The sequence below is a fragment of the Streptomyces hokutonensis genome (assembly GCF_042751305.1).
GTDB classification, from domain to species: domain Bacteria; phylum Actinomycetota; class Actinomycetes; order Streptomycetales; family Streptomycetaceae; genus Streptomyces; species Streptomyces hokutonensis_A.
Genome location: NZ_JBHYWD010000024.1, coordinates 40,386 through 52,482 on the forward strand (window position 1 = coordinate 40,386; position 12,097 = coordinate 52,482).

The 12,097-nt window shown below is 68.4% G+C and carries 13 protein-coding genes and 3 pseudogenes; 13 read left to right on the plus strand and 3 right to left on the minus strand.

Going from position 1 to position 12,097, the window contains the following annotated elements; all coding sequences use genetic code 11:
- The first annotated feature begins 90 nt into the window (after nucleotides 1-90).
- The 3 genes from lipB to ACFXC1_RS41055 all read left to right on the plus strand — a co-directional run bounded on the left by lipB (nucleotide 91) and on the right by ACFXC1_RS41055 (nucleotide 3,358).
- On the plus strand, nucleotides 91-759 hold the full coding sequence (lipB, locus tag ACFXC1_RS41045) for a lipoyl(octanoyl) transferase LipB (RefSeq protein ID WP_381252725.1): 669 nt from the start codon (nucleotides 91-93) through the stop codon (nucleotides 757-759).
- Between the two features lie 481 nt (nucleotides 760-1,240).
- Nucleotides 1,241-2,539, plus strand: coding sequence for an SNG1 family protein (locus ACFXC1_RS41050; RefSeq protein ID WP_381252729.1), 1,299 nt, complete (start codon nucleotides 1,241-1,243; stop codon nucleotides 2,537-2,539).
- A gap of 249 nt (nucleotides 2,540-2,788) precedes the next feature.
- Entirely contained in the window at nucleotides 2,789-3,358 is a 570-nt protein-coding gene (locus ACFXC1_RS41055; RefSeq protein WP_381252732.1) for a TetR/AcrR family transcriptional regulator, read from the plus strand.
- 88 nt (nucleotides 3,359-3,446) lie between these two features.
- Here the strand turns inward: ACFXC1_RS41055 and ACFXC1_RS41060 are convergent, their stop codons facing one another.
- The gene (locus ACFXC1_RS41060; RefSeq protein WP_381252733.1) at nucleotides 3,447-3,980 is read right to left on the minus strand and encodes a TetR/AcrR family transcriptional regulator; all 534 of its coding nucleotides are present in this window, start codon (nucleotides 3,978-3,980) and stop codon (nucleotides 3,447-3,449) included.
- Nucleotides 3,981-4,087: 107 nt separating this feature from the next.
- Between ACFXC1_RS41060 and ACFXC1_RS41065 the strand changes: the two genes are divergently transcribed.
- The 8 genes and pseudogenes from ACFXC1_RS41065 (at nucleotide 4,088) to ACFXC1_RS41100 (ending at nucleotide 8,318) form a co-directional block, all read left to right on the plus strand.
- A complete protein-coding gene (locus ACFXC1_RS41065; RefSeq protein ID WP_381252968.1) occupies nucleotides 4,088-4,210 on the plus strand; it encodes a hypothetical protein in 123 nt (40 codons plus the stop codon).
- Between the two features lie 72 nt (nucleotides 4,211-4,282).
- Nucleotides 4,283-5,101 (plus strand): annotated as a pseudogene (locus tag ACFXC1_RS41070) (oxidoreductase).
- 92 nt (nucleotides 5,102-5,193) lie between these two features.
- Nucleotides 5,194-5,358 (plus strand): CocE/NonD family hydrolase, encoded by a 165-nt coding sequence (locus tag ACFXC1_RS41075; protein ID WP_381252971.1) that lies wholly within the window; start codon nucleotides 5,194-5,196, stop codon nucleotides 5,356-5,358.
- Nucleotides 5,337-5,405 (plus strand): annotated as a pseudogene (locus tag ACFXC1_RS41080) (hypothetical protein); the annotation flags it as partial. The gene ACFXC1_RS41075 and the pseudogene ACFXC1_RS41080, both read left to right, overlap by 22 nt.
- Nucleotides 5,406-5,422: 17 nt before the next feature.
- Nucleotides 5,423-5,623 carry a hypothetical protein gene (locus tag ACFXC1_RS41085; RefSeq protein WP_381252979.1) on the plus strand — a complete coding sequence of 67 codons (201 nt, stop codon included), beginning with the start codon at nucleotides 5,423-5,425 and terminating at the stop codon, nucleotides 5,621-5,623.
- 646 nt (nucleotides 5,624-6,269) lie between these two features.
- Nucleotides 6,270-6,971, plus strand: a complete 702-nt coding sequence (locus tag ACFXC1_RS41090; protein WP_351907020.1) for an SDR family oxidoreductase — start codon at nucleotides 6,270-6,272, stop codon at nucleotides 6,969-6,971.
- Nucleotides 6,972-7,339: 368 nt separating this feature from the next.
- Nucleotides 7,340-7,606: pseudogene (locus tag ACFXC1_RS41095) on the plus strand (heavy metal transporter CzcB); the annotation flags it as partial.
- Nucleotides 7,607-7,796: 190 nt separating this feature from the next.
- A complete protein-coding gene (locus ACFXC1_RS41100) occupies nucleotides 7,797-8,318 on the plus strand; it encodes a DUF2231 domain-containing protein (protein WP_381252734.1) in 522 nt (173 codons plus the stop codon).
- A gap of 188 nt (nucleotides 8,319-8,506) precedes the next feature.
- Here ACFXC1_RS41100 and ACFXC1_RS41105 read toward each other — a convergent pair whose 3' ends face one another.
- Entirely contained in the window at nucleotides 8,507-9,529 is a 1,023-nt protein-coding gene (locus ACFXC1_RS41105) for an alpha/beta hydrolase (protein WP_381252736.1), read from the minus strand.
- Between the two features lie 93 nt (nucleotides 9,530-9,622).
- On the minus strand, nucleotides 9,623-9,940 hold the full coding sequence (locus ACFXC1_RS41110) for a putative quinol monooxygenase (protein WP_381252739.1): 318 nt from the start codon (nucleotides 9,938-9,940) through the stop codon (nucleotides 9,623-9,625).
- Between the two features lie 141 nt (nucleotides 9,941-10,081).
- Between ACFXC1_RS41110 and ACFXC1_RS41115 the strand changes: the two genes are divergently transcribed.
- Nucleotides 10,082-10,987 carry an AraC family transcriptional regulator gene (locus ACFXC1_RS41115; protein ID WP_381252742.1) on the plus strand — a complete coding sequence of 302 codons (906 nt, stop codon included), beginning with the start codon at nucleotides 10,082-10,084 and terminating at the stop codon, nucleotides 10,985-10,987.
- Between the two features lie 157 nt (nucleotides 10,988-11,144).
- Nucleotides 11,145-11,894, plus strand: a complete 750-nt coding sequence (locus ACFXC1_RS41120; protein WP_381252745.1) for an SDR family oxidoreductase — start codon at nucleotides 11,145-11,147, stop codon at nucleotides 11,892-11,894.
- Nucleotides 11,895-12,097: the final 203 nt, after the last annotated feature.

A 12,097-nucleotide genomic window follows, 5' to 3' on the forward strand; every position in this document is an offset into this window, starting at 1 on the left:
GGCCCCAAGCGGCCGTGGTCCGTTCGTCGGGGGCGGGTTTTCGCAGGCGCGGCGCGAGGCGACGTCGTCTCAAAGGACACAGGAGAGGTAATGCAGCCAGGGGAGATGGAGCGGGTCGATCTGGGTGAGGTGCCGTATGAGGTGGCGCAGGCCGACATGGCCGGTTGGGTGGCCGTGCGGAAGCAGGGGCTTACCGGGGACCGGCTGTTTCTGCTCACCCACCCTCCCGTGATCACCTACACGGCGCGGACACCGGCCGACCAACTGCCGGAACCGGCTTCACCGATCAGCCTGGTCGAAGTCGACCGGGGAGGTCACGCCACCTGTCACGGGCCAGGGCAGCTGATCGGGTATCTCGTGCTGAACGTACGCGAGCTGGGACCGCGCGGCCTGATACGACGGATCGAAAACGCCCTGATCCGTGCGCTGGGATCACTGGGATTCGAGGCGATACGCCGGGACACACCCCGAGGCGCCGAGAGCCTGGTCGGCGTGTGGACCCCCGACCACCGCAAAATCGCCTCCATAGGGATGCGCATCAGCGGCGGCGTCACCAGCCACGGATTCGCGCTCAACGTCGACCCGGACCTCGACGTCTACACCACGTTCACGGCCTGCGCCCTGCCCGGTGTCCGGATGACCTCGTTGGCTCAACTCGCCGCCGAACTCGACCGGCCCACGCCCACGGAGGCGCAGGTGAGGGACGCTGTGGCCGACGCCGTAACAGCCGAGCTGGCGCCAACGCGCACACCCTCCTGAGCCGGGGCAGGCGCTTGCGTGGTGGCCGCCGCGCAGTTTCCAGTCCCCGCCTGCCGTAGACCGTCGGCCATGGGCCGAACCGGCCCGGCATTTCCCGCCTCGGTAACGGCGACTGCTGGGCGGGGCCGCCCCGATGGCCGTATTCGGCGCGACGGACCTGGACCGCTTGCGTGACCTGAAGCGAGCCGCTTCACTCGCGGCTCGAAGCGACCCGATGCCAGAGATGGCGCCGGCGCGTGGCTTCTTGGCGCTGCTGGGACATGAGTCGGCGCCGCGACTTGGAATTTGTAAACTGATCGGTTTACGATGAGCCTGAAACCGATCGGTTTTATCGGTCGGAGTGCGGCGGGAGGGCTGCATGCCCGGTTCCGCGTCGACGGCCGTGTGTGCCGGGATTGAACGTTCCGAGGGTCGCCGGACCGCAATGAAGCTGTCCGCCCTTCTCCGGATATGAGTGTGTTGTCCGAGACCGGAGTAAGTCATGAGTGGGATTCACCCGTTCCGCGTCCTGCGTGCCAAACCCCTGTGGATCGCCAACGGCGTCATCACGGGTGTACTCGCGCTGCTGTTCACCGTGTTCTACGTCGGGGCCAATATCGACCCCGTCGACCACATGAAGAATCTGCCCGTCGGTCTGGTCGACGCGGACAAGGGGGCCACTGTCGGCGGCAAGCAGGTCGACCTGGGGAAACAGATCACCGAGTCGATCAAGAAGTCCACCGCGAGCGGGGGCAAACTCGACTGGAAGGTGATGGATGAAAAGGAGATGAAGGAGGAGATCGGCAAGGGCAAGCTGTACGGCGCGCTTGTCGTCCCCGCCGACTTCACTTCCTCCACCACCGCACTCACCGGCGCGGCGACCACCGGGGCCCCGACCCGTCCGACGCTGACGGTGCTGACCAACCAGTCCGCCGGCAGTGTGGGCTCCAGTCTGGCCCGGACGGCGACGACGCAGGCGGCCGAGCACGCCTCGCTCCAGGTGGGCAAGGAGCTGACGGCCCGAAGTGGGACCGGGCAGGAGAAGCTGCCCGCCGCGGCGCGCGTCCTCCTGGCCGACCCGGCCGCCGTCATCGTCCAGGACGGCCATCCGCTCGACTCGCACAGCGGCCTGGGGCTGACGGCGTTCTACTACGCGCTCGTCCTGGTGGTCTGCGGCATGCTCTCCGCAAACGTCATCAGCGGCCAGGTGGACCACGCCCTCGGCTACACCCACAACGACATGGGCCCGCTGCGCCTGCACCGCCCGCTCATCCGGGCGACCCGCGTGCAGACTCTCGTCATCAGCAGCACCCTCATGGCCGGCCTGTCCCTGCTGATGGGGAGCCTGGTCATGGCGGGCGCGGTCGGCCTCATGGGTATGCAGGCCGCCCATCTGCCCCTGCTGTGGCTGTACTCGGTGTGCGCCATCGCGGTCTCCGGGATCGGCGCGCTCACCCTGCTCGCCGTCTTCGGCACGCCCGGCATGCTGGTGGTCACGCTGGTCTTCATCGGGATGGCGGTGCCGACGGCCAACGCCACCACGCCGCTGCAGGCGCTGCCCGGCTTCTACCGCTTCCTGGCCGAGTTCGAGCCGCTGCGGCAGATCACCGGCGGTATCCGCTCAATCCTCTACTACGACGCACAGGCCGACGCCGGCCTGACCCGGGGCTGGATCATGATGGCCGTCGGCCTAGTGGCAGCCGCCCTGTTCGGCTTCGGCGTGACGGGTTGGTACGACCGCAAGGGGTTGCACCGTATCCCCGCCGAGACGGAGCCCGTGAAGACCGCTGCCCCGGCGTAGCGGAAGGCGGCTCACCCAAGACGGGGCCATTACTCGGAGTGGCCCCGGTGTGCGGCGCCCCCGTGGGGACGAGAGGCGCGCGCACCATCAGGGCTCGGCGACGGCCTCTCCCTCAAGACTGTCGCCGAGCCTCTGGCTGGGCTTCAGATGTCCGCACGGCGGCGGGCATCTCCCCGGCATCCCATGGAAACCGATCGGTATGGAAACCGATCGGTTTCTATTTCGTCCGATTCGAGTTAACCTCGCGGTATGACTACCGAAGTGAAGCAAAGTCCTCGGGAGCGGCTTCTGGAGGCCGCGGCCACGCTCACCTACCGCGACGGCGTCGGCATCGGCGTCGAGGCGCTGTGTAAGGCGGCGGGAGTGTCGAAGCGGTCCATGTACCAGCTGTTCGACAGTAAGGATGAACTGCTGGCGGCGAGCTTGAAGGAGCGTTCCGCTGCCTTCGTGGCGACGGCCCTGCCTCCGGCGGACGATGGTCTTTCCCCCCGCGAGCGGATCCTGTACGTCTTCGAGCGGGTGGAGTCGCGGGCGGGTGCGGCCGAGTTCCGAGGCTGCCGCTACCTGGCTGTGCAGATCGAGCTCAAGGATGAGACCCACCCCGCGAGCCGGGTGGCCTACCAGATCAAAGCGGACCTGACGGCCTTTTTCCGTGCCGAGGCCGAACAGGGTGGCGCGAGCGACCCTGACCTGCTGGCCCGGCAGCTCATCCTGGTCTTCGACGGTGCCAGCGCCCGCGCGGGGATCGGCGCCGACAATCTGGTCGGGCTCATCGCGCCCACTGTGGTCAGCCTGCTCGATGCGGCGGGTATGCACTGATCCGCCCCGTCTTCGAGCAGGATCGGCGGCCGAAGCGGTCTTTCGGGTTGATGTCCGATTCCGGCAGGCCGGAGCAGTGCCCATGGCCTCAAGCCCCTGCTTCCCTGTAATCGGGGGGAAGTCCGATGGCCGTAAGGGTGTTGCCGAGCATGCCGCAGGCGAAGAAGTTTGCGGTCTCGTGGGTGTCGGCTCCCAATGACAGGTGCACGGTTTCCCACAGTCTCATCCAGCCGGCCCGAACGAGTTCCCCTGTCTGGTCATCGCCCTCTGCCTCGGCGGCCGCGACGACGGCGTATCCCTGCATCTGCATCAGGAGTGTTTCGGGGTGCGCCGAGATCAGCCGCGCGTACGCGTCCGCCAAGGCGCCGCGCGTCTGCTCGCTGCCTTCCGTCCCGTCGGTCGCCCGCTCGAAAGCCAGGCGGGTGTCTTCCATGCTCCGCACCAAGGCGGCGACGAAGATCGCCTTCTTGCCCGGGAAGAGCCGGAAGAGGTACGGCTGCGTGACGCCGACGCGTTTGGCGATCGCCTCGGTGGAGGTGCCGTGGTAGCCCTTGAGCGCGAACTCGGCGATCGCTGCGCCGACGACGCTTTCGCGTCTCTCCTGCGCGCTGATCCTGGCCATGCCGTCATTGTGTCAGGCGCCGGTCGGTTTGCGTCTGCCGGCAAGGCGCCTGACCGGGCGCTGGCCCGCAGGGCCCTTGTTGCGTCCGGCCGCCATGAGTCGGACTCCTGTCTGCCGCGCGTCATCAACAGCGCTCCGTCCCACCTTGGGCGAGACGCCGCAGCGGTCGCGCAGTCCGATCGGTCTCAGCGTGCAGACGTTGGCGCGGCCCGGATCGGGTCGACGCTTGAGCTTGTGCATGAAAACCGATCGGTTTACTGTGAACGGAAACTGATCGGTTTCTGTCGGGTGAGGCATCCATGATGACGACGAACCGGCTGGTGGCACTCGTGACAGGTGCGTCATCCGGCATCGGGAAGGAAACCGCGCTCGCCCTTGGTCGCAGCCGGATTCAACGTGGTCGGCACAAGCCGTGACACCTCACGCGTCACCCCGCTCGACGGCGTGACGTTCCTCGGGCTCGACGTGGCCAGGGACATCTCGGTCTCCGCAGCCGTCCAGGAGGTGAGCGAGCGGTTCGGGCGGATCGACGTCCTGGTCAACAACGCCGGCGTCGGCTCGATGGGTGCGGCCGAGGAAACCTCCGTCGAGCATGCCCGGTCCGTCTTCGACACCAACGTCTTCGGGGTCATGCGCATGGTGAACGAGGTCCTGCCGCACATGCGCGCCCAGCGACGCGGGCGCATCATCAACCTCTCGTCCGTGCTCGGGTTCCTGCCCCAGCCCTACATGGCCGCCTACGCCGCCTCCAAGCACGCGATCGAGGGATACACCGAGTCCCTGGACCACGAGGTCCGCGACCACGGCATCCGGGCGCTCAACGTCGAACCCGCCTACACCAGGACCGGGTTCGAGGCCGACAACGCGAAGCCCGACACCCCCCCCTGCACGCCTACGCGAAGCAGCGGCAGACCGTCGACCGCGTGATGGCGGAGGCGATCAGGGACGGCGATGTGCCCGCCTCCGTCGCCAAGGCGATCGTCGCGGCAGCGACCGACCCGAAGCTGAAACTGCGCTACACCGCCGGGCCCCTGGCCGGACGCGCACGCGTACTGCGCCGCCTCGCACCCGCCGGGGTCTTCGACCAGCAGATCCGCAAGATGAACCAGCTGGCCGGCTGACGTCTTCCCGTACTCAAGCACCCCGCAGGAAGAGAGACGCAATGGAGCGGCACATGGCGGAGATACAGATCGAGTGCGACGTTCCGGCAGAGATGCGTGACGGCACGGTGCTGCGCGCGGATGTCTACCGGCCCGGTGGTACGGGGCCGTGGCCGGTGTTGCTGGCACGGCTGCCGTACGGCAAGCAGACCCCGATGATGGGCGTCGTACTCGATCCTCTGGCGGCGGCCATGAGAGAGGTGTCTCCCGCAGCGTGACCGACGGCATCGTGCGGGTGCGTGCGTTGACGCCGGGCGAGGCGGCCGAGCACGTCGTGGACCTGTGGTCGACCAGCATCGTCTTCCGGGCGGGGCACCGGATACGGTCCAGGTCACCTCCAGCAACTTCCCCCGCTGGGACCGCAACCTCAACACGGGCGAACCCGAGGAGAGCGCGACCACGGCCCGGGTGGCCCGCCAGCAGGTCTTCCATGACCCCGCCCGGCCTTCTCGCATCGTCCTGCCGGTGGTTCCGGCCCAATAGGAAACACTGGAGATCCACATCGTGGACATGGGCGACTGCATCTCGCACAGGGTGATCCTCGGCACTACGTCCGTCGAGCCGCGCCACAGACGTGGGATTGATCGTCACCCGTCGGCCTGATCTGTTTCCCTCCCGACGCACCAGCGACCGGGTCGCGTTTGCGTGCGGCGTCGAGGCACTCGGCGACCGGCGCGGACTGGGCCTCTCGGCGCGAGGTCGCGTCGCCACAGAGGTCGTCGGCCGTCGTCGGGCCTGTCTTCCCTGTCGTCGCGCGCCTCGCCGACCCGGCCGCCGTACTTGGTCGCCGACCCCAGGCCAGGCTCGCAAGGGCGTGCGGCCGAGCACGTCGGCGACACCGAGCCGAACGGCACGCCATCCCTCACGTCACTCCGCTGAACTCCGCCTGAGGTCCAGCCAGGCCACGTCGATCGCTGCTGTCGGACTCGCGGTTTCACCGGCCTGTGCCCGGCGAGTACGGGCTTCGCCGCTGGACACGAGGCCGGCCGGCCCCTGAAGCCTGAGCTTCGCCCGACTCCACCTCGACCCCGCGTGCCGTGGTCATCCGGTGCTCAACCCGACTTGCATCACGAAACCGATCGGTTTACGGTGGTGAAACCGATCGGTTTCCAACTTTGTGGAGGTAGTCATGACAGCGATCAAGGGCGCCAGCGTCTTCGTCACCGGAGGCAGCCGTGGCATCGGCAAGATGCTGGTCGAGGAGCTCTACGTGCGCGGGGCCGGCAAGGTCTACGCCACGGCCCGGGACCCGCGCACGGTGACCCACCCCGATGCCGTTCCGCTGGCGCTCGAAGCAACTGACCCGGCGTCCGTGGCAGCCGCCGCCGAGCAGGCCCAGGACGTCACCATCCTGATCAACAACGCCGGCGCCTCCGTCCGCGCTTCGTACCTCAACTCCCCGATGGAGGACGTGCGCCGGGATCTGGAGACCAACTTCTACGGGCCGCTGCTGGTCACCCGGGCCTTCGTGCCGGTCATCGAGCGCAACGGCGGGGGCCACATCCTCAATGCCCACTCCGCCCTGTCCTGGCTGGCCGACGGCACGCCCTACGGCGCCTCCAAGGCCGCCCTGTGGTCGCAGACCAACTCCCTGCGCCTGGAGCTGCAGCCGCGCGGCATCGCGGTGACCGGACTTCACATGGCCTACGTGGACACTGAAATGACCTCGGGCGTCGACGCGCCCAAGGCCGACCCCCGCGACATCGCCGTGGCCGCACTCGACGGCATCGAGGCGGGAGCGCATGAGGTGCTGGCCGACGACATCACCCGCTGGGTCAAGTCCCAGCTGTCCTCCGACCTGGAAGCCATGTACGCCCAGCTGAAGAAGTGACACCACCCGCGTTTACCAGGGAGCCCCGTGCGGACGGTTTGCCCACCCACCGCTTCGCCGATGCGAGGGGGTTGCGGCTGCGCATCGGCGAACAGGGGCAAGGTCGCTGGGGTCGGCCGGGTACCGGGTCATCGCTCCCGAACAGCGCTGCTACGCCGGGAGTCATCCGCTCTCCCGGCGTGGCCGACGGAGGACGACATTCGGGCCTACGCGGAGGACTTCGTCCTGCGCGGCGAGCGGGCGTTCACCGGGGCCTTCGACTGGTGCCGGAACCTCGAACGCAACAACGAACTGCTCGTGCCGTTCCGGGGTCTCGGGATCGACGGTCCTGCGCTGGATCTGGTGGGAGATGAGACAGCGACACGTTGTCCGCGCTTCTGGCCACCGCGTACCAGACCTCGAGCAGCCTGTCGCTCAAACAGCACGACCAGGGCAACGCCTGGCTGGCGGTCGGCCGCGCGATGGCCGAGGCCGAACGCTCCGGCGACCTGGTGGTCCTCGCCTCCAGCGTCCGCGTGCTGGCCCACGTCCTGGCCCGCGAAAAGCACACTGCCCAGGCGATTACCCTCGTCCGGCACGCGGCCGACCAACTCGTCGGCTCCTACGACCGTCGCTCCCCGAAATACCTTGCCGCAGAGGCTCGCCAGGCCAACGCGTCGCCGATCGAGCGGAACTGCCGCGACACACGCTCACCCACCGGTGGGAGCTACGGGATCGGTGAGCTTGATGAGGCTCAGAGGCAACTGAGAGTTCCCTGTGAAAAGGTGCCGGGGGTTTCCGCGGCGTCCACCGTCCGGTCGACCCCTCCCCATGGCGAAAGCTCTCATGAGTCTCACTGTGGTCAACGGGCTTCCCGCGCACGTCCTGTTCGTGCATTTCGTCATCGTGCTCGTACCTCTGAGCGCCCTGGCACTCGTGGTGTGCGCGGCCTGGCCCGCAGGCGCCCGGCGGCTCGGCCTGCTGTTGCCGATCCTCGCGCTCGTGACGCTGGCCAGTGTGCCGGTGGCCACCCACGCGGGAGAGTGGCTGGAGCAGCACGTCGGCAGCAATCCGTTGGTGCGCTGGCACGCCGAACTCGGCGACGGCCTGCTTCCGTGGGCTCTCGGTCTCTTCGTTTTCTCGGCCGTCGTCTGGTGGACGGCCCGCCGGTCGGCCCCCGCTGCGGACGGCGCGGCGGGGGCCTCATGGTCGCCCTTGGTACTGGTTCGGGGCGTGGTCGTGGTCGTGGTGCTTTCCCTCGCCGTCGCGGTCGGCGCCGTGGTGGACGTCTACCGGATCGGCGACTCGGGCGCCAAGGCAGCCTGGCAGGACAACTACTCCAAGACGGCCACACAGAACGGCGGCTGACGGGACAGGGCCGACGTGGCACGTGGCGCCGGCCTGTCTGTTCGCGTCGCGCGGGACAGCGGCGTCGCCCTTGACGGGCTGGTGCCCTACCGCAGGTCAGAGATCTGGCCCGTCCTTCCGGGCCAGGGCCTGGCGCATGGCGCGTGTCGCAGGCCGACGAGGGACGGGTGGAGTGTGAGTTCGGTAGGTCACACCGACTGCGTCTCTCCTCTGCGGCCATCGGCGTGGGTGGGTCGAGTGCGTTCCGCGGAACCGTTCGGGTACAGGAGTCGGGCGAGCCAGTCGGTGCGGGTTCGGCGGGCTGCGACCGAGATGTCCGCCTGCGGGTACAGAGCGTCGAAGCCGTGGAAGCCGCCTGCCCAGACGTGGAGTTCGGCCTGGCCGCCGGCCGCCCAGATGCGGGTGGCGTAGTCGGTGTCCTCGTCACGAAACACTTCGGCGGAACCGGCGTCGATGTAGGTGGTCGGCAGGCCCGAGAGGTCTTCGGCCCGGGCGGGCGAGACGTAGGCGGACACCTCGTCGGCGGGGAGATCGCCGAGAACGGCCTGCCAGCCGAACTCGTTCATCTCGCCGGTCCAGACACCGGGCACGCCGGTGAACTGGCGGCTGGATGTGGTGGTGTTGCGGTGGTCGAGCATGGGGCAGATCAGCACCTGCGCGGCAATCGTCGGGGCGCCGAGGTCGCGGGCCATCAGCGTGAGGCCGGCAGCGAGACCGCCGCCGGCGCTGGCCCCGGCGACGATGATCCGGGTGGGGTCGATGCCCAGCTCTTCGGAGTGTTCGGCGGTCCAGAGCAGACCTTGGTAGCAGTCGTCGACGAGGGTGGTGCCGGTGGCCTCCGGTGCGAGCCGGTAGTCCACGGAGACCACGACCGCGCCGAACTCGTCGAGCCATTCCAGCGGGATGTCGATCTGCGAGAAGCGGTCGCCCATGACCATCCCACCGCCGTGGATCCAGTAGACGCAGGGGGCGGCCGTGATGGGATCGGTGTTCGCGGGGCTGAAGACCGACAGGCGGATCCGGGCACCGTCCTTGGCCGCCACCTCGACCTCGCGCCGGTGGACGTTCCGGTGTGCCAGGAGCGGGTCGACGGGCGCGGAGGGGAGCTGTCGCAGGTGCGCGAGAACTTCCGGGGTGAGCTGGGACATGAGGGGCATGCCGGTCAACAGCTCGCGCAGTTCGGGGTCCAGAGCGGGACGCGCAGGGGTCATGGCGTGGGCCTTTCGCGGTGTGGTGCCGGGCGGACGACAACGGGGGCGTCCGGGCAGGTGACGGGTGATGGGTGGACAGGTCGGTCCAGGGGCTCAGAAGGCGGTCCTGCCGAGGACCGGGACGTAGTCGGTGTACTCGGACTCCTTGGCCAGCAGCCCGGTGATCTGCGCCACGATTGCCTGAGCGGCCTCACCGGCGAAGATCCGGTGGTGGTCCTCCTCGCTGGTCCAGCCCTCCGTGACGTGGATGACGTCGGGGTCGGACGCGGATCGGGAGACGAGGTAGACGACGCAGTGTTCGCTCGCGCCGGGGCTGCCCGCGTCCAGGCCGGTCAGCAGCAGGTCGACCAATCGGCTGCCCATCCCGGGCCTGGCGGTCAGGGTGGCGTTGAAGCCGTAGTTGGCAAGCATGAGCTTCTCCTTGCGTGATGGAGTGAGGTGATCCCATTCAATGCCTCTGACCTGCTGAAACGTTAGAACGATGCTCGCGAGCACTTGCACGATCCTCGCGATTTCGGGAGCTGGGTGGCGGCGAAGTGCTGCAATGGACGCATGTCCCTGGAAGAGTTCCGAACCCTGCTGGACCGGCATGCCCGGCCCGACTGGACCACCGCCATCGACGGCGTCCTGATCTCGAAGGTCGACCGGCCGGATCCGCCGGCGCCCTCCACGTCCGGCACGGTGCTCGCCGTCATCGCCCAGGGCGCCAAACGCCTCGCGCTGGGCGACAGGGTCTACGAGTACGGGCCCGGGCAGTACCTCGTCGCATCCGTCGACCTGCCCGTCATCGGGCAGTTCACCCAGGCCGATCCCGAACAGCCGGCCCTTGGCTTCGGCCTCACCCTGGAAGCGTCCGCCGTCGCCGAACTCCTGCTGCAGGCAGGTCCCGGCGACCTTTCCCGCACCGGCGGAGGCACGCCGTCGGGGATCGCCGTCAGTGACGCCCCGCCCGCCCTGCTCGACACGGTTGTCCGGCTGCTGCGCCTGCTCGACCAGCCCCGCGACCGGGCGGTACTGGCCCCGCTGGCCAAGCGCGAGATCCTGTGGCGGCTGATCACCGGTGAGCAGGGGGCGACGGTTCGCCAACTCGGCCTGGCCGACAGCGGCCTCAGCCATGTCTCCCGGGCCGTGCGCTGGATCCGCGAGCACTACGCGCAGCCCTTCCGGGTCGAGGACGTGGCGCGGCTGTCCGGCATGAGCGTCTCCGCCTTCTACCGCAACTTCCATGCGGTGACCGCGATGAGTCCCATCCAGTTCCAGAAACAAATCCGCCTCCAGGAGGCCCGGCTGCTGCTGGCCACCCACCCCGGAGATGTCACGGGGGTCGGGCAACGCGTCGGCTACGACAACCCGTCGCAGTTCAGCCGCGAGTACCGCCGCCAGTTCGGTGAGCCCCCGAGCCGGGACGCGGTCCGCCTGCGGAACACCGCGCGCACCCCCGTGGGCATCCTTCCCTGAGTGGAGCCGGAAGATCGGAGGAGGATCATGCAAGTTCGGAGGAGGATGCTTCTACTATCTTTCCAGCTCAGAGCGATTTACTGGGATCAGTAGTTCTTCCGCTGGGTAGGAAAATGCCTGCTCGTCGCGGATCCCATCACATCGCGAGGATCACAGCATGAAGACAGTTCTGATCACTGGTGCCTCATCCGGATACGGACGGGCGACCGCCCTCTACTTCCACTCGCAGGGGTGGAACGTCATCGCCACCATGCGCACACCGCGTGCAGGTGTCCTGCCCGAGTCGGACCGGTTGCGCGTCGTCGAGCTCGACGTGACCAGGCCCGAGAGCATCACTGCCGCGTTCGAGGCAGCCGGGCCCATCGACGTCCTGGTCAACAACGCGGGCGTCCCGTCGATCGGCGTGTTCGAGGGCACCCCCATGACCCGGGTGCGGGAGGTCTTCGAGACCAACACGTTCGGCGTGATGGCAACAACGCAGGCCGTGCTCCCCGAGTTCCGTGAGCGGGGCTCCGGCGTGGTGGTCAACGTGACCTCCAGTGTGGTGCTGGGCCACATGCCCCTCTCGGCCGTCTACAAGGCGAGCAAGATGGCCATCGAGGGATTCACCGCATCCCTCTCGCTCGAACTCGCGCCCTTCGGCGTGCAGGCGAAGACGGTCGAGCCGGGTGCCTGCCTGACGACGAACTTCGCCGCCAACGCGACGAACGGCACCCCGGTGGACGAGCTGGTCCCGGCGCCCTACGCACCGTGGGCGAAGAAGACCATGGACGCCTTCACGGGTCAGGACCTGTTCACCAAGGAGAGCGACGTCGCCCAGACGGTGTGGCGTGCCGTGCACGACACGACCGGCCAGCTGCGCTTCCCGGCCGGCCCCGACGCGGTATGGCTCGCCCAGGCGAAGTGATCGACCAGCAGGCAAAGGGACACCGCACCGATGGCGGCAGCCGGCCCCGGACACACGTATGGGGCCGGCGCGTTGTCCAGTTCCAGAACCGGTTCGGCCTTGTCGCAGTCACCTCATCAGCGCGGCGCCGGGGGCCCCCCGGCGGGCGGGGGGGCCCGGTCGCGCGCGGGGTGGGGGTGGGGGGGGCGGTTGTAATAAACAAC